At 37.1% G+C, this 24,723-nt stretch carries 22 protein-coding genes; 11 read left to right on the forward strand and 11 right to left on the reverse strand.

From position 1 onward, the window contains the following. Positions 1-110 precede the first annotated feature (110 nt). The 3 genes from H7254_RS11935 to H7254_RS11945 form a co-directional block, all read right to left on the reverse strand. Entirely contained in the window at positions 111-2,045 is a 1,935-nt protein-coding gene (locus H7254_RS11935) for a T9SS type A sorting domain-containing protein (RefSeq protein ID WP_301933178.1), read from the reverse strand. Between the two features lie 549 nt (positions 2,046-2,594). Further along, positions 2,595-3,917 carry a signal recognition particle protein gene (ffh, locus tag H7254_RS11940; RefSeq protein ID WP_301933179.1) on the reverse strand — a complete coding sequence of 441 codons (1,323 nt, stop codon included), beginning with the start codon at positions 3,915-3,917 and terminating at the stop codon, positions 2,595-2,597. Between the two features lie 83 nt (positions 3,918-4,000). Continuing rightward, complete coding sequence (locus tag H7254_RS11945; RefSeq protein WP_301933180.1) at positions 4,001-4,870, reverse strand: RNA polymerase sigma factor RpoD/SigA; 870 nt, start codon at positions 4,868-4,870, stop codon at positions 4,001-4,003. Between the two features lie 261 nt (positions 4,871-5,131). Here H7254_RS11945 and H7254_RS11950 point away from each other — a divergent pair, with 261 nt between their 5' ends. After that, complete coding sequence (locus H7254_RS11950; protein ID WP_301921741.1) at positions 5,132-5,515, forward strand: START-like domain-containing protein; 384 nt, start codon at positions 5,132-5,134, stop codon at positions 5,513-5,515. Here the strand turns inward: H7254_RS11950 and H7254_RS11955 are convergent. Continuing rightward, positions 5,512-6,126 (reverse strand): hypothetical protein, encoded by a 615-nt coding sequence (locus H7254_RS11955; protein WP_301933181.1) that lies wholly within the window; start codon positions 6,124-6,126, stop codon positions 5,512-5,514. The two genes, H7254_RS11950 and H7254_RS11955, sit on opposite strands and share 4 nt — an antisense overlap. Before the next feature lie 55 nt (positions 6,127-6,181). Here H7254_RS11955 and H7254_RS11960 point away from each other — a divergent pair, with 55 nt between their 5' ends. The 3 genes from H7254_RS11960 to H7254_RS11970 all read left to right on the forward strand — a co-directional run bounded on the left by H7254_RS11960 (position 6,182) and on the right by H7254_RS11970 (position 10,135). Next, positions 6,182-7,627, forward strand: coding sequence for an LptF/LptG family permease (locus H7254_RS11960; RefSeq protein ID WP_301933182.1), 1,446 nt, complete (start codon positions 6,182-6,184; stop codon positions 7,625-7,627). Between the two features lie 32 nt (positions 7,628-7,659). After that, positions 7,660-8,406 (forward strand): superoxide dismutase, encoded by a 747-nt coding sequence (locus H7254_RS11965; RefSeq protein WP_301933183.1) that lies wholly within the window; start codon positions 7,660-7,662, stop codon positions 8,404-8,406. A gap of 358 nt (positions 8,407-8,764) precedes the next feature. After that, entirely contained in the window at positions 8,765-10,135 is a 1,371-nt protein-coding gene (locus tag H7254_RS11970; protein ID WP_301933184.1) for a dipeptidase, read from the forward strand. Between the two features lie 193 nt (positions 10,136-10,328). Here H7254_RS11970 and H7254_RS11975 read toward each other — a convergent pair whose 3' ends face one another. Next, on the reverse strand, positions 10,329-11,213 hold the full coding sequence (locus H7254_RS11975) for an esterase family protein (RefSeq protein WP_301933185.1): 885 nt from the start codon (positions 11,211-11,213) through the stop codon (positions 10,329-10,331). A 152-nt stretch (positions 11,214-11,365) separates the two neighbouring features. Between H7254_RS11975 and H7254_RS11980 the strand changes: the two genes are divergently transcribed. The 5 genes from H7254_RS11980 (at position 11,366) to H7254_RS12000 (ending at position 16,797) form a co-directional block, all read left to right on the forward strand. Then, positions 11,366-12,325: a RimK family alpha-L-glutamate ligase gene (locus H7254_RS11980; protein WP_301933186.1), complete on the forward strand. Its 960-nt coding sequence runs from the start codon at positions 11,366-11,368 to the stop codon at positions 12,323-12,325. Between the two features lie 121 nt (positions 12,326-12,446). After that, a complete protein-coding gene (locus H7254_RS11985) occupies positions 12,447-13,559 on the forward strand; it encodes a carboxylate-amine ligase (protein ID WP_301933187.1) in 1,113 nt (370 codons plus the stop codon). Positions 13,560-13,631: 72 nt separating this feature from the next. Further along, complete coding sequence (locus tag H7254_RS11990; RefSeq protein ID WP_301933188.1) at positions 13,632-14,477, forward strand: type 1 glutamine amidotransferase; 846 nt, start codon at positions 13,632-13,634, stop codon at positions 14,475-14,477. Between the two features lie 69 nt (positions 14,478-14,546). Then, on the forward strand, positions 14,547-15,737 hold the full coding sequence (locus H7254_RS11995; RefSeq protein WP_301933189.1) for a hypothetical protein: 1,191 nt from the start codon (positions 14,547-14,549) through the stop codon (positions 15,735-15,737). Between the two features lie 67 nt (positions 15,738-15,804). Further along, on the forward strand, positions 15,805-16,797 hold the full coding sequence (locus H7254_RS12000) for a hypothetical protein (RefSeq protein ID WP_301933190.1): 993 nt from the start codon (positions 15,805-15,807) through the stop codon (positions 16,795-16,797). A gap of 59 nt (positions 16,798-16,856) precedes the next feature. Here the strand turns inward: H7254_RS12000 and H7254_RS12005 are convergent, their stop codons facing one another. The 3 genes from H7254_RS12005 to clpB all read right to left on the reverse strand — a co-directional run bounded on the left by H7254_RS12005 (position 16,857) and on the right by clpB (position 20,318). Then, entirely contained in the window at positions 16,857-17,426 is a 570-nt protein-coding gene (locus H7254_RS12005) for a thioredoxin domain-containing protein (protein ID WP_290335845.1), read from the reverse strand. A gap of 35 nt (positions 17,427-17,461) precedes the next feature. After that, positions 17,462-17,602, reverse strand: a complete 141-nt coding sequence (locus H7254_RS12010) for a hypothetical protein (protein ID WP_301933191.1) — start codon at positions 17,600-17,602, stop codon at positions 17,462-17,464. A 79-nt stretch (positions 17,603-17,681) separates the two neighbouring features. Further along, positions 17,682-20,318, reverse strand: a complete 2,637-nt coding sequence (gene clpB / locus H7254_RS12015; RefSeq protein ID WP_301933192.1) for an ATP-dependent chaperone ClpB — start codon at positions 20,316-20,318, stop codon at positions 17,682-17,684. A 228-nt stretch (positions 20,319-20,546) separates the two neighbouring features. On the opposite strand from clpB, the gene H7254_RS12020 reads away from it, so the two are divergent. Both H7254_RS12020 and queG read left to right on the forward strand, forming a co-directional pair. Then, positions 20,547-21,560 (forward strand): serine hydrolase, encoded by a 1,014-nt coding sequence (locus H7254_RS12020; RefSeq protein WP_301933193.1) that lies wholly within the window; start codon positions 20,547-20,549, stop codon positions 21,558-21,560. Positions 21,561-21,580: 20 nt separating this feature from the next. Then, positions 21,581-22,519: a tRNA epoxyqueuosine(34) reductase QueG gene (gene queG / locus H7254_RS12025; RefSeq protein ID WP_301933194.1), complete on the forward strand. Its 939-nt coding sequence runs from the start codon at positions 21,581-21,583 to the stop codon at positions 22,517-22,519. On the opposite strand, the gene H7254_RS12030 is transcribed toward queG, so the two are convergent. From H7254_RS12030 to H7254_RS12040, 3 genes are all read right to left on the reverse strand, one after another. After that, on the reverse strand, positions 22,500-23,090 hold the full coding sequence (locus H7254_RS12030; RefSeq protein ID WP_301933195.1) for a hypothetical protein: 591 nt from the start codon (positions 23,088-23,090) through the stop codon (positions 22,500-22,502). The two genes, queG and H7254_RS12030, sit on opposite strands and share 20 nt — an antisense overlap. A gap of 80 nt (positions 23,091-23,170) precedes the next feature. Continuing rightward, positions 23,171-24,442 (reverse strand): LVIVD repeat-containing protein, encoded by a 1,272-nt coding sequence (locus H7254_RS12035; protein WP_301933196.1) that lies wholly within the window; start codon positions 24,440-24,442, stop codon positions 23,171-23,173. 74 nt (positions 24,443-24,516) lie between these two features. Beyond that, positions 24,517-24,723, reverse strand: a 207-nt coding sequence (locus tag H7254_RS12040) for a hypothetical protein (RefSeq protein WP_301933197.1), incomplete at its 5' end; no start/stop codon positions are given.

Raw genomic sequence — 24,723 nt, forward strand, 5'->3', positions numbered from 1 at the left:
AATCATTCTTACTTTGACTTTATAAAAAAATATCCATACAAATACCAAAAGTTATTGACTGGTATTTGTATAAAAAGCAATAAAAATCGGGTTAAAATGAGTAGTGTAAATTATTTTTTTATAACTAACTGCTGTGTGGTTTCGCCATCAATACTTTTAACTCTAACTAGATACATGCCTGTTTGCCTGGTTAATTCATGAAGCGACAACAGGTTGTTACCCTGCTTTACCGGCAGTTTTAAAGTGCTGATAAGGCGTCCGGTCATATCAGATAAATAAATGGTTACCATTGTTTTGCCGGATGATTCTATCGACAGGAAAGCTTCACCCTGCACAGGATTAGGAAATATCAATGTATTTTTTTTCGTTGCCTTTTCTGAGTTTACTGAAATGGTGTTACTGTATTTTATGGCATTATTTTTTTGAATAATTTTTATTCTGTAAAAAACTTTGCGAAGGCTTTGCGTTGGTTCACTAAAAACGTACTCTGCCATCCCAGTTTTTTGTATTGCAGGCAGGTTAGCCATTTCATGAAAAACCAGGTCGTAATTATTGTATTCTACTACATATTTCAATGCTAATTCATTGTTGCTGGCCTGCCAGGCTATAACAGCATTACCATTGTTTTTTGTTACTGTAAATTTTGTAATGCCTGTGTTTAAAATCAAACAAGACGAATCAAACAATATCCTTAACGAATCCTTGCTTAAGGGAGCGCATGCAGCATTTAATTTCTGAGTAACATAATAAGTGCCCGGTGCATTTACCGTAACTGAATCATTTTCTGCCGGCGAGATAATATTTCCATCAGTAGTTGACCATGTATAGATTGAGGTAGAAACAGGGTTTACTACATGGATAATGGTAGGTGGCATTTTACCACAAAAATAAGTTATCATCGAAGTTGCCCTCACGTTGCTATAATTAAACAATTGAAACGGTGCTACAAAGTCTTTTAGTTCTGAAGTAAAAGAAGTAGATGACCTTGATTTTATTAACACACTTTTAAAGGGCGCTCCGCAGGCATTACCGTAAGATGCAGGGTCTATGCCAAGTTTGGTTAGGTTAACAGAAAACTCCATAAATTGCCCCGCTATATAGTTTGTAACCACAGCATTATCACCTCTTAACAAAGCAAATGGCCCAGCCCAGGTAGGCGCACTATTTTGTATACCCGTATAAAAAGCGCCTGCTGTTTTTGGTAAAATATTAGCATATCCAAATACGGCTCCGGCACCATCACCGTTAAAAGCTCCACCCCAACTAAAAGCATTTGGAACAATGCTTAAAGAAGCGCTATTTATCCATATCCTTGCCTCAATAAGCGTTAAACCGGAACTGCTAAATTCTGCAGTAAAAATTATATCGCCGGGAGTAACAATATTACCTGCTGCATCAAATACCCATGATCTATGACCAGCATCAGAACCATAACCCGAGAAAGTTTGTGAGTTGGCATTGTATGAAAAATTTGTCTGAAATAATTCAAAATCAAAATACCGGTTACCTGTGGTATTTTCTATGGAAAGACCTCCAAACATCCATAAAGAATCGGAAGGATTAGGGCCGTCCCGTCTAACATGTGTAAAAGCATCCAATATGTCATTTTTATTAGGAATACTTTGAATTGAGGGATTCCACAACGCAGCGGACATACCATTTTTGTTACTGCCTGATGCAAATACAGTTGAATCATTTCCATGATAGTCTCTTGTAAAATTTGCATCCATTAACAATTTATTATTAACAACGCTATAAATTATCTGTCTCATTCCCCTTGTTAAAGAACTGGTAGTAGTAGAAAGGAGGGTAGTATAGCCCGCAACAATAGCAGCAGCACCAGTAGTATCAATTACAAATTCTCCTAACCCGGCATCGCCATTGTTAAACCAGTCATCTTCTCCGGGAAATGGGGCTAAATTAAAATAGTTGCTCTTTAGGTCTCCTTCAATGCCGAAATTGGCTTTTAAAACGGAAGTGGTAATTTGGGCTTTGGCCAGATGTACAAAAAAAAGTAAACACAAAAAGGATAAAAATTTTTTCATAGAGTCACTTTAAAAGTGAAAAAAGGAATAATAAACAAACTATTGCTTTGAATATGAATTATGTAACATAGCGGTATTAATAATTCCATCTATTTTCTATGACCAAAAGTTATATACTTTTTCCCCCAAATAAATAGTATTTGTACTGATTAACCCTTTTGGCTGTATTTATTTATCATTAACTACATGACTGTGATTTTATTGTTCATCCTGATGACAATTTATTTGTTGCCAGGTTGATTATAAAAATAATAATAACTTATCCGGAGGTTTTATACATATAGAATTGTTAGAGCCACAATTTTCAGATCTAAAAAATAAAATTCTTTTTCAAGGATTTATTTTTTAGTTTTTTTCTTAAAATAAAATTTAGTATACATCTGATTTTAAAAAAAGAAAATGTTTTTGTAACAAAAATGTTCACGTGCTATCAATAATAATAATTGAAAAAATATTACTATAATTTCAGCAGAAAATAGAACACAAAACCATCTAAAAAAAGCCAACCCGCTGCAGCAAACTGGCTTTAAAATATTGTTCACAATAACTTTACCTTTTTCCCATGCCAGGCATTTTACCCATCGGCATTTTGTTCATCATTTTCATCATGCCCTTCATTTGCTCAAATTGTTTTAAAAACTGGTTCAGTTCTGCAATGTCTTTTCCACTGCCTTTGGCAATGCGTAATTTACGGTTAGGATTTATAATATCCGGGTTACGGCGTTCCTGCAAAGTCATTGAGTTTATCATCGCTTCAATACCTTTAAAAGCGTCATCATTAATATCTACATCTTTTATTTGTTTACCCACACCGGGTATCATCCCCATCAGGTCTTTCAGGTTACCCATCTTTTTAATCTGCTGCAACTGGGTTTTAAAATCTTCAAAATCAAATTGATTTTTTCGAATCTTTTTTTCCAGTTTGGCAGCTTCCACTGCATCAAATTGTTCCTGTGCTTTTTCAACAAGGCTTACAATATCTCCCATGCCTAAGATACGCTGTGCCATCCTTTCGGGATAAAACACATCGAGTGCGTCCATCTTTTCACCATTGCTGGCAAACTTAATTGGCTTATTTACGGTATATTTAATAGACAATGCGGCACCACCTCTTGTATCGCCATCTAACTTGGTTAAAACCACTCCGCTAAAATCAAGGCGTTCATTAAAGGCTGCCGCTGTATTTACAGCATCCTGGCCGGTCATACTGTCTACAACAAATAAAATTTCCTGAGGATTAAACGCTGCCTTAATATTGGCCACCTCGTTCATCATTACTTCGTCTACGGCCAAGCGTCCGGCCGTATCAATAATAACTACATTTTTATTTTTTGCTCTGGCTTCTTTGAGGGCATTTTGTATAATACTTACCGCATCTTTATTTTCCCGTTCACTAAATACATCTACTCCAATTTGCCCGCCCAGCACCTCCAGTTGATCAATGGCCGCAGGCCTGTAAATATCGGCTGCTACCAGCAAGGGCGATTTACCTTTTTTAGTTTTTAGATAGAGCGCTAATTTACCGCTAAAAGTTGTTTTACCACTACCCTGCAATCCTGCAATTAAAATAATAGCGGGGTTACCACTGATGTTGAATTCGCTTTCGGTACCGCCCATTAATTCGGTTAACTGATCCTGTACAATCTTTACCATTAACTGGCCCGGACTTACAGCAGTTAATACTTTTTCGCCCAGCGCTTTTTCTTTGATGCTGTCTGTAAATTCTTTTGCAATTTTATAATTTACGTCCGCATCTACCAATGCCCTGCGAATTTCCTTTACGGTATTGGCAATATTAAGTTCAGTAATTCTTCCCTGGCCTTTAATATTTTTAAGGGCACTTTCCAACTTTTCACTAAGAGAATTAAACATCTTTTTGTATTTATTTATGAACGTTTTAATATAAAAAAAGTGAACCCAAAAGTTCACTAATGATGTGTAAATGTATGAAAATTTTATTCTCCCAGGTAAGTACGCAACAGGTTACAACGCGAAGTTACCTGTAATTTGGTGATGGCTTTATCTTTTATCTGTCTAACTCTTTCCCTGGTTAAATGAAATCGTGCTCCTATATCTTCCAGGCTTAATGCATGGTCTACCCCAATACCAAAGAAAAAACGGATCACATCTTTTTGCCTTTCGGTTAAGGTACTTAAAGACCGGTCTATTTCTGTAGCCAGCGAAACTCTAAAGGCCATGTGCATGTCTGTACTTTCTGCATTGGGATTTTCGAGTACATCCATTAACGAACTTTCATCTCCATCTCCAAAGGGCTGGTCCATACTTACGTGCCTTACCGAGGCATTCAGTGAGGCCGCTACTTCTTCTGTTTCCAAATCCAGCAACAGCGCCAGTTCTTCTGCCGTTGGTTCTCTTTCATATTCCTGTTCTAATTGGGAAAAGGCCTTGCTGATTCGGTTGGTAAGCCCCACTTTATTTAATGGCAGGCGTACAATCCTGGATTGCTCTGCAAGTGCCTGTAAAATACTTTGCCTTATCCACCATACCGCATACGATATAAATTTAAATCCACGGGTTTCATCAAAACGTTGAGCTGCTTTAATTAACCCAAGATTACCTTCATTGATTACATCTGGTAAAGTAAGACCTTGGTTTTGATATTGTTTGGCAACAGATACCACAAAACGCAGATTGGCCTTGGTTAATTTTTCAAGTGCGGCATGATCTCCCTGCTTTATTCTGATAGCCAGCTTTACTTCTTCTTCGGGGCTTATTAATGCTACCCTTCCTATTTCCTGCAAATATTTTTCTAAACTCTGGCTTTCACGATTCGTAATCGATTTCGTGATTTTGAGCTGACGCATACTCATAGTACAGATTGTTTTAGGTGGTTAAAAGTTAAAATACAGAACGTTTTAAAAGAACATATTTTGTTAAACGTAATTTATGGTATTTGTAATATGTTACCAAAAAGAATTTGTGAAAAGCGCATTTTTTTTCTGTATGAATTTGCTGTTTAAACCTGCACTAATAATTTAGTAACAAAAAATAGTTAAGAAATTATCTAATTACCTCATTTATTTTGTTATTATTGCAGTTATACAAAGCAGATTTAAAAAAATTGGATGAGTAAGAAAGCATTATATACGTTAGAATACCCGGTTAGATGCTCTCCCGGTATTTTGTATGAATTTTTAAGTACCCCTGCCGGATTGCAGGAATGGTTTGCTGACAAGGTAGATGAGCGGGATGGAATATTTAGTTTTTCGTGGAATGGCGCTGAAGATGAACAAGCCGAATTAATGGAAGGCGAAGAAAATAAATATATCCGTTTTCATTGGTTGCACATGCCCAAGAGCGAGTATTTTGAATTCAGCATTGAAAAATCAGAAGTTACCAACCAAACAATTTTGATTATTAAAGACTTTGCAGAGAAGAAAGATCTTAAAGATCAGAGCCAGTTATGGGAGTATCAGGTAAAAGATCTTTTTCACAGGTTAGGTAATTAATTTTCCAGCAACTTCAACATTTCTTCAAAAGATTGCTCAATGAAAAGTAATGCAGTATCCCAATGCTGTAGTGATTGCTTTTTGCTTATTTTTATAAATGATTCCCTCTTAAGTATCGTGGTAAACTGATCCCTGGTAAGTTGCTGAATGGGTAAAAAATTATCTTCCTCAAAAGAATGTTCCCACGGTTTGTTGTTGATACATATCCAATAATTATTTTGCTGAAGCATTAAAAAATTTGCCTGTAAGTTAGGTACAGCCTGTGTTCTATATTTTCCAGCCAATTGAAGGTTAATGCTGAAAAAATTACCCCACCAAAAAAAAGTACGTATTGCCAGTGTATTTTCCTTTTCAAAATAACGTGGATAATCCAGCATCACATAAGGAAGGCTTTTATAGTTTTCGCCTTTTGAAATTTTTGGATCTTTTAAGAATATTGCTGCAGGCAAATTATTTTTTTGATCAATTATTTGCTGTTGCATCCCTGCCAATGCCTGGCTAAAAAGTACCATTACTTTTTGAATAATGTTATGTTTAGTTAAAATCCATTCGGTGTTGCAAACCAATTCAAGTTCCTTGGCAGAAAGCGTTATTTTTGTTTCGTTCATCATCAGGATGGTCAAGGTACAAATAACTTATTAAAGCTTCGCCTGCCGGCGGATTGGGATGATAAAAAAATTAGACAAACTCATTATCAGGTCATTTGCAGGACCGTTTATTGTAACGTTCTTCATCACTTTTTTTGTACTGATGATGCAAAGCTTATGGAAATATATTGACGACCTGGTGGGTAAAGATCTTGACCTTTTTACAATCGGACAGTTTTTATGGTATGCCAGCGCTTCGTTGCTTACCCTTACAATGCCCATCGCCATACTCATTTCTTCTATCATGACTTTTGGCAATCTGGGTGAAAGTTTTGAACTGGTAGCCATAAAATCTGCGGGCATTTCTTTGTTGCGTTTTATGCGGCCTTTAATATGGGTGGCTCTTTTGCTTTGCGGTATTACGTTTCTATTTGCAAACTATGTTATTCCGTATGCCAACTTAAAATTTAAAACTATTTATTATGATATTGCCTTTAAAAAGCCGGCACTTGATTTAAAACCTGGTACTTTTTACAAGCACATTCCCGGCTATGCAATAAAAATAGGTAAAAAAGATGCGGATGGAAAAACCATACACAATGTAGTAATATATGAACAGCAGAGCCAGTTACAAGACAACAGTATCATTGCAGAAAAGGGAACAATGAAATTATCTGCCGATAAAAGATACCTTGAGTTTACACTGCAAAATGGCAATAGATACCAGGAGCGTGGCAACTCAATGGATACCAGTACGGAATTTATCCGCATGGGATTTAAAGAGTACAAAAAATTGTTTGATATTTCTTCCCTGCAAATGATGAATACCTCCGATACCGTTTTTAAAAATGATTATAAAATGCTCAGTATTCGTTTGCTCGACAGAACAATTGACAGTATTCGAAAACAAAAAGACAGCCTTGGCACAAAATTAAATAGGGAAGTCAATAACCAGTTACACTATGTAAATCTGCGGGATGATATCTGGAAAAGAGCACCGGCTGTAAAAGTGGATACATCCTTTGTTTTAGCAACCCTGCCAGACTCGGTAAAAATTAAAGTGTACGAGGGTGCCCTGACTATAGCATACTCCTTAAAAAACAGTTACCAGATTGTTGGCAACGATATGGATTCAAAACGGGATGGAATAAAGGTTGGGTTAATTGAATGGCACCGGAAATTTTCTTTGTCACTGGCATGCCTTGTGCTATTTTTTATAGGGGCTCCACTTGGTTCCATTATACGCAAAGGTGGATTGGGCATGCCACTGGTAGTGGCGATACTTTTCTTTCTTATTTTTCACCTGCTGAATATGTTTGGCGAGAAATTTGTAAAAGAAAATATGACTACCCCATTAGTTGGCATGTGGCTGGCTGTACTGGTTTTAACACCGCTGGGAATGTTTTTAACTTATAAAGCCATGCACGACTCTGCCTTATTTAATAAAGAATTTTATTTCTGGATTTTTAAAAATATCCGCTTATTTTTTAACCCCGTTATTAATAAATTAAACCGCAAACAATAGTTTAGCTAAATTCATACAATAAATTATTTATCATGAAACAATCATCCCGTAGAAATTTTATCGGACAATCTGCCCTGGCAGGTATCGGAACATTAATAACACTACCCTCATTGGGCGCAATGGCAGCCTCAGGAAAAATAAAGGCTGAAGGCATTCTGTCTCCATTAAAAACGAGTTTTGATCAGCAACCATTGCCGTATGCTTACAATGCATTGGAACCCCTAATTGATACCTTAACCATGGACATTCATTACAACAAACATGCCGCCGCATACAGTAAGAATGTAAAAGAAGCCGCCGTGGCAGAAGGTGTTGATACCACAAAACCATTGGAAGATGTGCTGGTTAAAATTTCTAAATATTCTGTAAAAATGCGCAACAACGCCGGTGGTCATTACAATCATGAAATGTTCTGGAAGTTATTATCGGCTGATGCCAATACGCAGCCAGATGCCAAACTATTAGCGGCCATTAATGCAAGCTTTGGCTCAATGGATGAAATGAAGAAGCAATTTACAACAGCCGCCGCCACAAGGTTTGGCAGTGGCTGGGCCTGGTTGATATCCACAGCAGATAAAAAATTATCCATCATTTCCACCCCCAATCAGGATAACCCTTTAATGGATATTGCAGAAGTAAAAGGTTTTCCTTTAATGGGTTTGGATGTATGGGAACATGCGTATTACCTGAAATATCAAAATCGCCGGGCTGATTATATTACTTGCTTTTGGAAGTTGCTGAACTGGAAAACGGTTTCAGAAAGATTCAATAGTATTTAAAATAAAAAAGATTAATCGCTAAATGGCAACATTTATTTTTATACCCGCTTTTATTAGCGGGTATTTTTGCATGGAAATATGATAACATGCACTGCATGTAAAGTATTCATCGAAAAACCAGTGATGCCTGAATTGGCTCAGCCTTTGCAATAGAAGCCTGCTGAATGAGGCAACTATAGCAAAGGCTGATAAATTGGAAATGCAATCGTGAAAACGAATATAGTGGTTGTAATGTTGTTTTACGTTGATTTTATTTTTATTACCAATTCTTTTTGTTTTACACAATGCATTTTCAAATGCTATAAAACTTACTTTCGTTTTTATAAAAAATATCTTTTACCTAAATTATATCATTGTTATGCAAGTTTGGAAAGAGTACCAGGATAAAAATAAGGATCGGTTTTTAAATGAGTTGCTGGAGCTGTTGCGCATTCCAAGCATCAGTGCAAAAGCAGAGAATAAAGCCGATATGGTACAATGTGCAGAAGTATTGAAGCATCGCTTACTGGAAGCTGGTGTTGACAAAGTGGAAATTTATCCTACGGAAGGCCATCCAATTATTTATGCAGAAAAAATAATTGATTCCAATAAACCAACGGTACTGGTATATGGCCATTACGATGTACAGCCCGCCGAGCCGCTGGAACTATGGAAGAGCGGGCCTTTTGACCCGGTAATTATTGATGGTAAAATTTTTGCCCGTGGAAGTTGTGATGATAAAGGACAAGTATACATGCACGTAAAGGCACTGGAAACATTGATAAAAACCAACACCCTTGGCAATAATATTAAATTTTGTATTGAAGGTGAAGAAGAAGTTGGCTCTCCAAGCCTGGGTAAATTTGTTGCTACCCACAAAGATGTATTAAAGGCAGATGTAATTTTGATAAGTGACACTTCCATGATTAGTCTGGATACACCCAGCATTGACATAGGTGTACGTGGTTTGAGTTATATTGAAGTGACAGTAACAGGCCCTAACCGCGACCTGCACAGTGGAGTATACGGTGGCGCTGTTGCCAACCCTATAACTATATTGGCTAAAATGATTGCCAGTTGCCATGATGAAAACAACCATATTACCATACCTGGTTTTTATGATGATGTTGTTGATGCTACTTTGGAAGAAAGAAAATTAATGGCAGAAGCACCCTTTAATGAAAAAGAATATAAAGATGATTTGGGGATAAAGGAATTATGGGGTGAAAAGGGGTACAGTACGATTGAAAGAACAGGCCTCCGGCCAACCTTAGAGCTGAACGGCATTTGGGGTGGTTACCAGGGCGAAGGTGCAAAAACAGTGTTACCCGGCAAGGCTACCGCAAAAATTTCAACCCGTTTGGTACCCAATCAATCGTCAGAAAAAATTACAGCGATGTTGCTGGAGCATTTTAAAAAAATTGCGCCACCCACCGTTACCGTTAGTGCCTTTGAACACCACGGCGGCGAACCTTACATGACCCCCATCACCAGCACCGCTTACCTGGCCGCAGCCAAAGCCATAGAAACAACATTTGGTAAAAAACCGATTCCTGTACGTGGTGGTGGAAGCATCCCCATTTGTGCTTTGTTTGAAAAAGAGTTGGGCATCAAAATAGTATTTATGGGCTTTGGTTTAGACAGTGATAACCTGCATAGCCCCAACGAAAAATTTAACCTGGAAAACTATTATAAAGGGATAGAAACCATTCCGTATTTTCATAAATATTTTACAGAGATGAGCGTTTAAAATAGTTATGAGTTAAAAATGATGAGTTATAAGGCTTTCAACCTCAAGACTTTTTATAAAGAAATTAAATAGCTTTAAAAGTAAAGCCTTCACCTCATTACAGTGAAGGTTTTGCTTTTAAATTCCTGATGTCTTTTGCCCCTGTTCCTTTAAATACCGAAAGCATTAAAGCCCCGGCATTACAACTGATAATTCATGACTCATCACTTATAACTTGCTTCCCCCACCCCCATAATAAAAAAACAGGTAACGCTCTTGCCCAGGTAGGTACATCGTGTCTTCCATCCTGTAGTTCCAGGTAGGTAATACTTTTCTGGCTATACCCTTTCTTTATTAATTCATCAATCAAACTAATAGTGTCATCAATAGCGTCAATAATGCCGTTGTTATTACGGTCTGCTGTTTCATCCTGTGTGCCCACTTCAAAAAAAAATTTTAACCAGGAAGCATACTTTCCTTCCCGTATCTGCCGGTGCATGATGCGGTTTTTTGATTCATCAAAATCATCCGCATCCTGGTCCTTATCTCTCCACCATAGTGAGCCACTGAACACGCCCACTTTTGTAAACTCCTGCGGATAATTCCAAACAATATCCAATGCACTCAATCCGCCCAATGAAAAACCTGCATAAGATTTTTCTTTAAAAGAATACATCGAATACCTTGTACGAAGAAAGGGCAACAGTTCTTCAAAAACAAACTGATCATGTAATGCAGCCTTTGTTCCGCGGCCTTTATAATCTGCTATTTTTGCAGTAGCATATTCATTCTTTCTATCGTGCCCGCAATGCAAGCCAACACACATTAACGGTGTAATCTCATTGTGATCATACAGCTCCTTGAGCAAGTGTTGAAAATGCATTGTAACAAGGTCTTGCCCATCATTAATTAATAACAAACTAATTTCAGTAAATGAACCTGCCTCCATCGGCAAATAACAATCTACCTTCACCTCTCTTTTTAAAAAAGCTGATTTAATAACATGGTGTTCAGCAATAACCCCGGTAGTTTTCCTATGTGGCATAGCTTCAAAAATAAGCAAAGAGCGGGAACTTTTAGTGATGGCAATTTTCAACATGCTGTTTGCCTGGTCAATTAATAATTACCAGTTACAACCAAACAAGGTGGCAAGTATTATTTGGTAAATTCAAACGAAAAAAATAAATTGAGTTTATTAAATTTATTTATACGCCGTTTTCCAACAATCATTCTTTTTTTTAAAAATCAATTATGAAAAAAATAGGTATTTTATATGGAAAGGAAAGAAGTTTTCCAGAAGCATTTGTACAAAGAGTGAACAGTAAAAATTTTGCAGGCATTATTGCAGAGCCGCTTAAAATAGATAAAGTAATACAGGGTGAAAGCACTGGTTTTGCGGTAATTATAGATCGAATATCGCAGGACATACCCTTTTATAGAGCCTATTTAAAAAATGCGGCCTTGTGCGGAACAGCAGTAATAAATAACCCATTTTGGTGGAGTGCGGATGAAAAATTTTTTAATAATTGTTTATCAACCAAGATAAATGTTCCCGTTCCTAAAACGGTTATTTTACCTTCAAGAGATTTGCCGGTTGATACAACAGGAGAATCTTTCAGCAATCTTGCTTACCCACTTGACTGGGAAGGTATTTTTAATTATGTTGGTTTCCCAGCTTACATGAAACCCTTTGCCGGCGGTGGTTGGAAGAGCGTTTATCGACTTACAGATAAAGAAGATTTTTTTAATAAACACAGCGAAACGGGCGAGCTGGTAATGATGTTGCAGGAAGAAATAATTTTTGAAGAGTATTATCGTTGTTATTGCATTGGCGGCAAATATGTACGCATCATGTCTTACGAACCACGCAACCCCCATGCCTTGCGTTATGTAGCCGATTTTAACCCTTCGGAAGAAAAACTAAAAATGATGACCGATATTGTGCTGCGTATCAATCATTATTTAGGATACGACTTCAACACGGTTGAATTGGCTTTAAAAGACGGGATACCTTATGCCATTGATTTTTGCAACCCTGCTCCTGATGCAGAAAGAACAAGCGTGGGCGAAGAAAATTTTGAATGGGTAGTGGAAACGGCCGCAACATTTGCCATTGAAAAAGCACAGGAACAAAATGATGGAGCAGATAATTTAACCTGGGGCGAATACATTAAACGCAGTGCCTCAAAGCAATCTCTTTTTTATGGATAGAATTTTAAACTGTAAAAGTGTTCATTAGTTAAACAATTAAAATTACCAATCCATTATACTACAACCAATTTAAAAGACTGCTAAAATTGAAAAAATTATCAATTCTTAATTATTAATTAAAATGGCGAGCTTATCATACAAAAGTTTTACAATTGGTGTTGAAGAAGAATACATGGTGCTTGATCCACACACAAGAGAGCTTAAAAGCCATGAACAAAAAATTGTTCAGGAGGGACATAAATTAATTAAGGATAAAGTAAAAGCAGAAATGCACCAGGCGGTTGTTGAAGTAGGCACAGATATTTGTCAGGATATTGATGAAGCTTTTATGGATGTATCTACACTTCGTAAAACCATCAGTAGTATTGGTGAAAGTTTAGGTTTACAATTGGGTGCTTCCGGTACACATCCTTTCAGCCATTGGGAAAGCCAGTTGATAACAGACCATGCCCGTTATAATGAAATTGTAAACGAACTACAGGAAGCCGCCCGCAGCAATCTTATTTTTGGATTGCATGTGCATGTTGGTATGGAGAACCGGGAAATGGCCATTCACATCGCCAATTCGGCCCGATATTTTTTACCGCATATTTATGCACTAAGCACCAACTCACCTTTTTGGGAAGGCAGAAAAACCGGGTATAAATCGTATCGTACTAAAGTGTTTGATAAATTTCCCCGTACCGGGATACCAGACTATTTTGAAAGCATTGAAGCTTATGAGAGTTATATAAAACTACTGGTAAAAACAAACTGTATTGATAATGCAAAAAAAATCTGGTGGGATCTTAGGGTTCATCCCTTTTTTAACACCGTAGAATTTCGCATTTGCGATATTCCGATTACGGTGCAGGAAACAATTGCCATTGCTGCACTTTTTCAGGCATTGTGCGCAAAGCTGTATAAACTGCGCAGCCAGAATCTTAATTTTATGACCTACTCACGGGCACTGATAAACGAAAATAAATGGCGTGCCAGCCGGTATGGTATTGAAGGAAGCATGATTGATTTTGGTAAGGAAACTGAAGTAAATACAAGGGTGCTGATTTATGAATTACTCGATTTTATTGATGATGTGGTACCGCAACTCGGCAGCCGCCACGCCATTAATTATGTACACAATATGCTGGAGCAGGGAACCGGTGCGGACAGGCAACTAAAAGTATATGAACAAACCAACAACCTTGTTGATGTGGTAGATTATATACACAGTAATTTTTTAGCGGGAATATAATGAAGATATATTCGGTACTACCATTGCACCTGGCGAAAAATCCGTCTGGGAAAAATGTATTAATTTTACGGTATGTATTTATTAGAAAAAAAGCAGTTTCGCATAGCAATACTTGATTTATATGAAGGGGTGACTAACCAGGGAATGCGTTGCATTCGTGAAATATTAAATCAGTTTGGTGATATTAATAACCTTGACCTTTTGTGGGATGAATTTGATGTGCGACAAAAAAATGAAGTACCCGATCTTACGTATGATATTTTTATTTCGAGCGGTGGCCCTGGCAGTCCGTTAGATAGTGAAGGCAGTGAATGGGAAAAGATTTATTTTAATTGGCTTCATCACGTTGAGAAATGGAACAACAACGTGGGGAATGTTCAAAAAAAATACGTATTTCTTATTTGCCACTCTTTTCAATTAGCCTGCAGGCATTATAATATCGGCAACGTATGCCAGCGAAAAAGTACTTCCTTTGGCGTTTTTCCCGTTCACTTATTAAAGGATGGTAAAGAAGAAATTGTTTTTGATGAAATGAAAGATCCATTTTATGCTGTTGACAGCAGGGACTATCAGGTAGTTGAACCCAGGCACAATGCGATGATTGAAATGGGTGCTACCATTCTTGCCATTGAAAAAGAACGTCCTCACATACACCTGGAAAGAGCCATTATGGCGGTGCGGTTTAATGATTATATGATTGGTACCCAATTTCATCCGGAAGCTGATGCTGTTGGGATGAGCATGTATCTTCAGACAGAAGAAAAAAAGAAAACTGTTGTTGAAAATTACGGTCAGGAAAAATGGGCCAGCATGATTGAACAGTTAAACGATCCTGATAAAATTATTTTTACCTACGAGCACATACTGCCAAATTTTTTACAAATAGCAGTACAGGGTTTACAGCCGGTAGAGGTATAATTCTTTGTTATCAATGACACACTATGGTATTATGATTATTTGTAAGCAATAACTATCAAAATTTTCACAATGCAGAAAGAATTAAGACAGCACTTCAATGATAATTTTTCACAAGAAAAATATGCAGCTTATTTGCAGGAAATAGAAAATCTTCATCCCGGAACATTAGAATTTAGAATTGCAGAAACACCCATTTTTATTCCTAAAGATTTTACACAAAAAATGCTGGATGCCTGTGAAGACATTGTTGACGTACTGGTTCAACCTGGCTTTAAAGCACTTACTGAAAAAGCAATACCAATTGATGCAATTGAAGGTGGTGAAAAAGATCATCCTGAATTTATAGTTTTTGATTTTGGTATTTGCGAAAACAGCACTGGTGCATTGGAACCGCAGTTAATTGAAATGCAGGGATTCCCTACCCTGTTTGCCTTCCAGGCTTTTCATACCGCCATCAGCAAACTGTATGCAGAGGTACCCAATACATACGATGCCTATTTAAACGGCTATACAGAAACAACTTACCTGCAATTGCTACAGGAAATTATTGTAAGCGATTGCAATCGGGAAAATGTTATCCTGCTGGAAATTTACCCGGAGCATCAAAAAACAAGGATTGATTTTTATTGTACAGAAGATTTACTGGGTATAAAAACTGTTTGCCTTACCAAGCTGATTGGCGAAGGAAATCAATTGTTTTATGAAGCTGACGGAAAAAAAATACCTGTCAAAAAAATTTACAACCGGCTTATTTTTGACGATCTTCATCAACAAAACTTTACAGATAAAATTATTGATATCACACGCCCCTGGGACGTAGAATGGATCCCACATCCCAACTGGTTTTACCGCATCAGTAAATACACTTTACCCCTGATTGATAATCCTTATGTTCCTCCAACTTTTTATTTAAAGGATTTAGAAGAAACTCCTGCCGATCTTGAAAATTATGTACTGAAACCTTTATTTTCTTTTGCAGGAATGGGTGTGCTTATTGATGTTACCAAAGAAGATATCATCAAAATAACTGACCCCGAAAACTGGATTTTACAACGAAAAGTAAAATATGCTGATGTTATTGAAACGCCCGACCAGCCTGCTAAAGCAGAAATAAGGTTATTTTATTTTTGGAAAAAAGAATGGGCCAGGCCAATAGCTGTGCATAACCTTGCCCGGCTTAGTAAAGGTAAAATGATTGGGACCCGTTATAATAAAGATAAAAACTGGGTTGGTGGTACAGTGGCTTTTTTTGAGCGATAAATCTATGTATTTTTTGTGTTTATAACAGATCGTATTTTAAATAATTTACCCGGTAAAAATTTCTATCATGATAAAAGGACCAGCAAGATTTTTATATTATCTTACTAAATTACAAAGCCTGTTTGATAAAGCTGCAAAACAAAAAAATCCTGCATTATGGCTATATAATAATGATGCCCGTACACCATTATTTATGCTGGAAGGACTGGCTAAAATGTATATTTCAATAAATAACAAAAAGAAATTTACAAAATTAAAAGAACATTTTAAATTACTGGAAGATACCCTGGGGGCGATTGATTATTACGATAATATTGCAAAAGACTTAAGTAAGAATAAAAAAATACCTGCAGCAATTATCGGCTATCTGCAGGCTTTAACAAGAGAAAAAATACAAAGCCTCAATGAAATACTTATTGAAAAAGAATGGTTATCGGCAGACAACGGCCGCATAAAAAAAATACAGAAAAAACTAACCAGTGCTGATTGGTTAAAAGAAGAACCGGAAGTAGCTGCTATCAATGAATTTTACGGAAAAACAATTTATACCATTACAGAGTTTGTATTGACTGATAGGTGTAGTTTTAAAAACATAGAATCCGATGTGCATGAATTGCGCCGTAAACTTCGCTGGCTAAGCATTTATGCGCAGGCCTTGCGTGGAAGTATTCAGTTGTCAAAAAATAAAAATACGCCCAAAGAGCTTGCAAAGTATCTTACCAAAGAAATAACCAACTCGGCTTTTAACAAAATGCCGGATGCAGGTGATAACAGCAATTTTTTATTGCTGGAACAAAATTATTTTTATGCCCTGAGCTGGATGATTGCCGAACTCGGAAAAATAAAAGACTGCGGTTTGCATGTAGTGGCAATCAAAGAAGCTTTGCAGCAAACAACAGAATTATCAGATGCGGAAGCTTACAAAAAAGCTTACCAGTTACTGGGTACTAAACAACCCAAAATGGAACAATTACTTACTGAAGCCGCCGGCATTTGCAAAGTATATTTCAATGAGCATAATTTAGAAAACTTAGTACTGGGTATGGGCGCCATAAAATAAAGCCTAATCATCTGCAATACAAACAAAAAGCCCCGGTAAAATTTACCAGGGCCTTTTAATTATGCTTTTACTTTAGCAGGAACCTTTTTCTTTACTTTCTTTAAAGCCGCTTCTACGGCTTTGCTCAATTCATCATAAGTAACTTTACCGGTAAAACGTTCTCCATTCACAAAAAATGTAGGAACATCTTTTACCCCACGATTTATACCTTCTCTCATATCGCCCTGAACCTGCCATCCGTAAGTAGCATTTACCAGTTCATCTAAAAAGCGTTTGTTTTGTACACCCGCTTCCCGGCTATGTAATTTTAAACTGGTAGTACCCAAATTTCTGCGGTTTGCAAATAGAATATTGTGCATTTCCCAAAATTTACCATCCTGCGCCGTTGCTACGGCCGCTTCGCCTGCTTTTAAGCTGCGTTGATGAATGTTTGTCATGGGGAAGTGCCTAAAATTAAAACGAACTTTTCCTTCGTATTCTTCCAGCAATTGTTTAACAACTTCGTTGGCTTTTGCACATACTTCACTCTCATATTCTCCAAATTCTTCTAATGTTACCGGAGCGTTGATGTCGCCAACAAATACGTCTCTTGGTTCAATAATTTCTACCACCTCTTTTTTGAATGCCATAATATATTTTTTAAATTTTTGTGTCGTACCCCACCTTACTTACCTGGAATATGACTTGTTATAATAACCAACTCTGAGGGGATATTGTTGTATTTATTTTGAATATAAATACCATCAGAAAAATTGGGTAAGCGCCTGAAGATAATATTTTTTACCTTTTTTTCCGTATCAATCATGTATTATTATTTAACAGATTATCCACATGGTTGATAATCAGAGATTTAATTTTGATATACTATTTTAAATAACTTTACTTTAACTCACTTTAAAGGAATTTTCTTTGCTCTTTTCTAAACCAGCTTCATTTCTAAATACGACTATCCCATCAAAAACATCTACCAAAACCGGATTTGTTTTATCAATATCCCCCATCAGAATGCGTTTACTTAACTGATTAATTATTTCTTTTTGAATCAACCTTTTTAATGGTCTTGCACCAAACTGAGGATCGTACCCATTTTCAGCAAGATAGTCCAACGCATAGTCACTAAATTCAAGCTGAATTCCACTTTTTGCAACCAAATCTTTCAGGTTATCCAACTGAATCAGTATAATTCCTTTAATTTCTTTTTTCATCAGTGGCTGAAACATAATTACTTCATCTATCCGGTTCAAAAACTCTGGCCGAATGGTTTGCCGCAACAAGCTGATTACTTCCGCTTTGGTACTTTCTACCACTTCTTCTTTATTTAATTCATTTACTTTTTCAAAATTTTCCTGAATGATATGACTGCCCAAATTACTTGTCATAATGATGATGGTATTTTTAAAGTTTACAACCCTTCCCTTGTTATCGGTTAAACGGCCATCATCCAATACCTGCAGTAAAACATTGTATACATCCGGATGCGCTTTTTCAATTTCATCCAATAAAACTACGCTATAAGGTTTACGTCTAACCGCTTCCGTTAGTTGGCCTCCTTCATCGTAACCAACATATCCCGGAGGTGCTCCTACCAGCCTGCTCACAGAATGTTTTTCCTGGTATTCGCTCATATCAATCCTGGTCAACATACTGTCATCATCAAACAAATAATTTGCCAATGCTTTTGCTAGCTCTGTTTTGCCCACACCAGTTGTACCCAAAAAAATAAATGAACCAATAGGTTTTTTGGGATCCTGCAACCCTGCCCTGCTTCGGCGTATGGCATCGCTTACTGCTTCAATGGCTTCATCCTGACCAACTACCCGTTTATGAAGTTCCTCTTCCAGATGCAATAATTTTTCTTTTTCACTTTGCAACATCTTCATTACAGGAATACCCGTGGCTTTAGCAACGCTTACCGCAATATCTTCAGCATCTACTTCTTCTTTCAACATGCGCTTTTCACTGATATCATCCAGTAATTTTGTTTGCTCCTGGATAATCTTTTCCTGCTGCTGAACCTTTCCATATCTTATTTCGGCAACAAGGCCGTAATTGCCTTCCCGCTCCGCTTTTTCGGCTGCTGCTTTCAATTGTTCTATTTCACTTTTTGCTGATTGTACTTTTTCAACCACTTCTTTTTCCTGCTGCCATTTGGCTTTAAAAGTATCCCTTTGTACTGCCAAATTACCAATTTCAACATTTAATTCTTTTAGTTTGCCAGCATCATTTTCCCTTTTGATCGCTTCTCTTTCAATCTCCAGCTGGCGTATTTGCCTTTCCAGTTTGTCCAGTTCTTCCGGCATCGAATTCATTTCTAATCTAAGCTTGGCGGCGCTTTCGTCAATCAGGTCGATGGCTTTATCCGGTAAAAAACGATCGGTAATATAGCGATGAGATAATTCTACTGCCGCAATAATAGCTTCATCTTTTATCAATACGTGGTGGTAACTTTCATACCTGTCTTTTAAACCACGCAAAATAGAAATGGCATCTTCCACACTTGGTTCATCAATCAATACTTTTTGAAACCGGCGTTCCAACGCCTTATCCTTTTCAAAAAATTTCTGGTATTCATTCAAGGTCGTTGCACCTACGGCTCTTAATTCGCCTCTTGCCAATGCAGGTTTTAAAATATTTGCAGCGTCCATTGCTCCATCTCCGCCACCAGCTCCAACCAAGGTATGTATTTCATCAATAAACAAAATGATATCCCCGTCGCTGTCAGCAACTTCCTTTACCACTGCTTTTAATCTTTCTTCAAACTCTCCTTTATATTTGGCACCGGCAATTAACTGCCCCATATCCAGTGCATAAATAATTTTCGATTTTAAATTCTCCGGTACATCTCCATTAACGATTCGTATGGCCAAACCCTCTGCTATGGCTGTTTTACCAACACCAGGTTCGCCTACCAAAATGGGATTATTTTTACTTCTTCTTGATAAAATATGTAGAGTGCGGCGTATTTCTTCATCCCTGCCAATAACCGGATCCAACTTTCCGGCCCTTGCCATTTCATTCAGATTTTTAGCATATTTGTTTAAAGCGTTAAACTGGGTTTGCTCTGTTTGAGAAGATATGGTTGATCCTTTCCGCAACTCTTTGATTGCAGCTATCAATCCTTTTTCGGTTAATCCTGCATCTTTCAACAGCTTGGCACTATTATCATTTCCCTGCAAAATTGCTAGCACTAAATATTCCACGCTTACAAATTCGTCCCCAAACGTTTTAAGTGCACCAGTTGCCCTAAGCACTACACTATTCATATCCCTGCTTACAGATTGTGCAGGTTCACCACTTTGTACTTTGGGCAACCTCTGTATTCCCTCATCAATTTTTGTTTCTACAAAATTTACGTTTACGTTATTTTTCTTTAGCAAAAACTCAATAGGCGAATCTTCTTCGCTTAACAAAGCTTTTAGTAAATGTTCTGTTTCAATAGCAGGGTTTTTATTATTGAAAGCCTGTTGCTGTGCCTGTGCAATTGCTTCCTGCGCTTTGATGGTGAAATTATTAAGATTCATATACAGAAATTTTTTTAGTTATTAATTTGTTTCACATAGATCATCAATAATGAAACTGATAGCTTTATAAAACTAAAAATTCCGATGATGTTAAATAAGTCATTCAATCAATCATTCCCGTTTGGAATACATAATTTCGAATAACTTTATCAAAACCAGCAAATCTCCATCCACATTAAATTACAGGAAATTATGGCGCAAATTTTCAACTCAAACTGTCTTAAACTCATGCTGTTATTGAGTTTACTGCAACTCTGTCTGCTTGCAAAAAGTCAATATAATTTTAGCTCAGTTGATAAACTTCTATTGGCCAATCAAAAAACGCTGGGTAAGGATGTGGTTACCATTGTATTGAAAAATGGCCAAATTGTGTACCAGAAAGAGATGGGCAATTTTATGATGAAGAGCCAGGCGCCCATAGCCAGTTGCAGCAAATGGTTAACAGCATCATTGGTAATGACTTTTGTAGATGAAGGAAAAATTTCGCTGGATGATAAGGTGAGTACCTATTTGCCCATTTATGAAACTTATGGGAAAGCTTACATTACCATACGAAATTGCCTTAGCCATCAAACCGGCATTACGGATAACCAACACATCATCGCCAAAGTAATAGAACGCCGAAAATTTGAATCGCTGGAAGATGAAGTGAATTCGTTTGCAAAAAAAGAAATTGCGGCCAACCCCGGCACAACATTTTTTTATGGAGGCATTGGTTTAAACATTGCAGCCAGGGTGCTGGAAGTGGTTAGCAAAAAGAAATTTGAGGTATTGATGAAGCAAAGGATTTTTACGCCGCTGAATATGAAACACAGCACATTTGCCGGTGATGCTGATGCGGTAAATCCATCGGGAGGTGCAATTTCTACTCCGGAAGATTATATTAATTTTTTATCCATGATTTTAAATAAGGGGATGTTTGCAAATAAGCGCATTTTAAGTGAAGCTGCTATCAACACCATGCAAACCGTACAAACCGCCAATATTCCTAAAAAATATTTTCCAAAAACTGCGGAAGGATTTGAGTATGGTTTGGGTGAATGGATACAGGAAACAGATGGTAAAGGAAACAGTACAGTGATAAGTTGTCCGGGCTTATTTGGCACCTGGCCCTGGGTAGATAAATGCCGGGAATATGCAGGTATTATTTTTATAAAAAGTTTATTAAGTGAACAAAACAAAGATGTATACCTGGAAATAAAAAAGAGTATAGATGAACAAATACCGACCGTTTGTAACTAACGTGTTGTAAAAAAATACCCGTGCGCATTCAGGAAAAAAATTACACCGACATTATAAAACAAACTGCTGCCAGGCTGGGGTTTGACCATTGCGGCATCGCAAAAGCACAGTTGCTGACCGATGATGCAAAACGGCTGGAAAGCTGGCTGAATAAAGGTATGCACGGAACTATGCAATATATGGAAAATCATTTTGACCTGCGAATAGACCCGCGCAAACTTGTACCGGGTGCAAAATCTGTTATCACTTTATTGCTCAACTATTTTCCCGAACAACAGCAAAGAACCACGGCGCCTAAAATTGCAAAATATGCTTTTGGCAATGACTATCATGAAGTGATACGGACTAAATTAAAAGAATTGTTGCAGGAAATTAAAACCAAAATCGGAGACGTAAACGGCCGGGGATTTGTTGATAGTGCCCCTGTATTAGAGAGAAGCTGGGCGCAAAAAACCGGGCTGGGATGGGTGGGTAAAAATGGTAACCTTATCAATAAACAAAGTGGTAGTTTTTTTTTTATTGCTACACTGATTGTTGATTTGGAACTGGAATATGATGATGCGTTTGTAAAAGATTACTGCGGCACCTGCACAAAATGTATTGACAACTGCCCAACAGATGCGATACTGCCCGATAAGGTTGTAGACGGCAGTAAATGCATTTCGTATTTTACCATTGAATTAAAAGAGGCGTTGATACCAGATACCATGAAAGGCAAATTTGATAACTGGATGTTTGGTTGTGATGTATGCCAGGATGTTTGCCCCTGGAACCGATTTAGTAAGCCAGGCAATGAAATAAACTTTGTTCCAATTCCGGCTATTTTAAATTTTTCTTCCAATGACTGGGAAGAACTGACAGAAGAAAATTTTAAACTCATCTTTAAAAATTCACCGCTTAAACGTAGTAAATTTAAGGGCATTAAACGCAACCTGACATTTATAAAAGCCACCAGTTAAATTTAATGGCTATTCTCCTGTATTGATATTTATTGGTCTGGTCCGGCGGTATATTAAATTCACACCAAACACATGGATAAGTATATTTTTCTTTTAGTTGTTTATAGGAATAACCAGCGCTGAGACCAATACGTGTTTTGTTAAAAATGGTAAATTTATATCCTGCACCTGCTTCATAAAACAAGCCTCCAACTGCTTTGTACTTTTCTACAAACTTCATTTTCTCATTGTTCATTAACCACGGGAAATTGTAGCCGGCATCGGCAAACCAGAACCATGTATTGGATTTTGCCGATATATCTTTTTGAATATCCAGAAATAAAGGAATACTTCTCTTTAAGCCATAATAATCAATACCAACACCTATTCCGCCAAACCATGTAGAGTATTTTATTCCATTCACTGCATTGACGGACAGGGCCGGTTTGCTACCCTTTTGGCCAATTAAAATACCAGACTGCAGGTTGCTCTGAAATTTAATTGCCGCGGATGTTTTTGTAACATGCTGGCTTTTTGCTGACAGCAAAAATACCAGGCATGTTACACTTAGATAAATTCTTTTTCTTTTCATTGTTCAAAAATATTGGCACGGTGAATTAAAACGGGTCATTTTTATTGTTACAAATAGCTTGTTTATAAATGGCTGAACCATTATTTTATAATTGATATTTTACTTAGCAAATGAATGTTATTGATGTTGCTGTAATCGTATTGATATAACCCATCTTTAGCAACTACAAGCGCAACGTTATTACTGGCAATTACATCATAGGTTTCCAAGCCGGTAATTTGTTGCAGTGGCAGGATCTTGTCAGCATGCGTAGCGTCAAATACTTTTAGCCCATCTGCACCATCACAAATAAACAACAGGTTTTTATCTTTTGATAAACCGTGTGGATTGGTTAACGGGTAAGATTTTACCAAAACCGGAGTGTTGATATTTTTTATATCCAGCACATCCAACTGGTTGGTAAAGCCGCCGCAAGTGCTGCCCGAGCTCAATGTTACATAAGCAAACTGGTCATCTGCAATTACAGGATCACAGGTTCTTACATGTGCAAACTGTCCTTCCAATTGCGGATTATCGGCCTCACTAACAGAGTAAATAAACATTCCATTAGATGATCCAATGAATAATTTATTTTTAAAAGGAAACAAGGTTTCTACGTTCCAGCTACTGACAGTAACATTTTTTACAAAAGCAGGATTTTGAGGTAGCGAGATATTGAAAATATTCAGGTCCTGGTAAGATACTGTGTATAGCATGTTATTGATTAAAGCAAAACGTGACATTGAACCACCTGTACCAACCGGCGATGAAGTAGCTTTAGTACTCGAATTTTGTGCTGAAGCCGAAAGAAAAAACACATCACGACCAAGATATACAACATTGCTATTATTAGAACAATTCTGATAAACAGTTGTATCACGTTTCAGCCAATCTACAATTACCATATTGGTATCAGCCGCCAATCCGCCTCCCCAATATCTGTATGGAAAAACGCCTTCAATAAATTTTGTAGCAGTTATATTTAAAGGATTGGAAATATCCAGTGCAACCAGGTCGGTGTAAACATCTGCGTATAAAATATTTCCCTTAACTGCAAGATCCATATTACCGGGTATGTCAATAAAAGCAATGTTTTTTGGAGAGGAGGGATCGGTATTGTCAATAATATGAATCCCTTTATCTACCTCGTTTAAAAAAATGTAATTGCCACTGATAAATATTTTACCCGGCATTGAAATTTGTGTTGGCAGATTACTTTTTATATTTTCTTTTACAGCCGCTTTTGTTTTATACACAGGAGTATAGTATGTATATGTGTGGCTTGTTTCGCAGGTGTCTTTTATGCACCCCTGCATAATAAATGAGCAGATAAAAAGTATTAAAAAGGTTATTAAAAAATTAGCTTTTTGCATGGCAAATGGTTTTGTGTGTATGTTTGTAAACATCGTGACAACTATTAACTAACAAGGGTTGCAGTAGTTGTATATTAATTTTTTTTGAGTATTTTTTGCAGTTTTATTCCTACAAAACTATAATGCGTTTTAGTATATAACCCGCTGCCGGCTACAGGTGTAACGCTGTAGTAAAATTGCGGACCCAGTAAAAGAGGCGCTTTATTATTGTTTACCAAATTAAGGAGTAACCCTGCGGATAAACCAATAATGGTTTTATGAAAAAGATTATTATCAATATA

The organism is Ferruginibacter sp. (assembly GCF_014377975.1).
Taxonomy (GTDB): Bacteria; Bacteroidota; Bacteroidia; order Chitinophagales; family Chitinophagaceae; genus Ferruginibacter.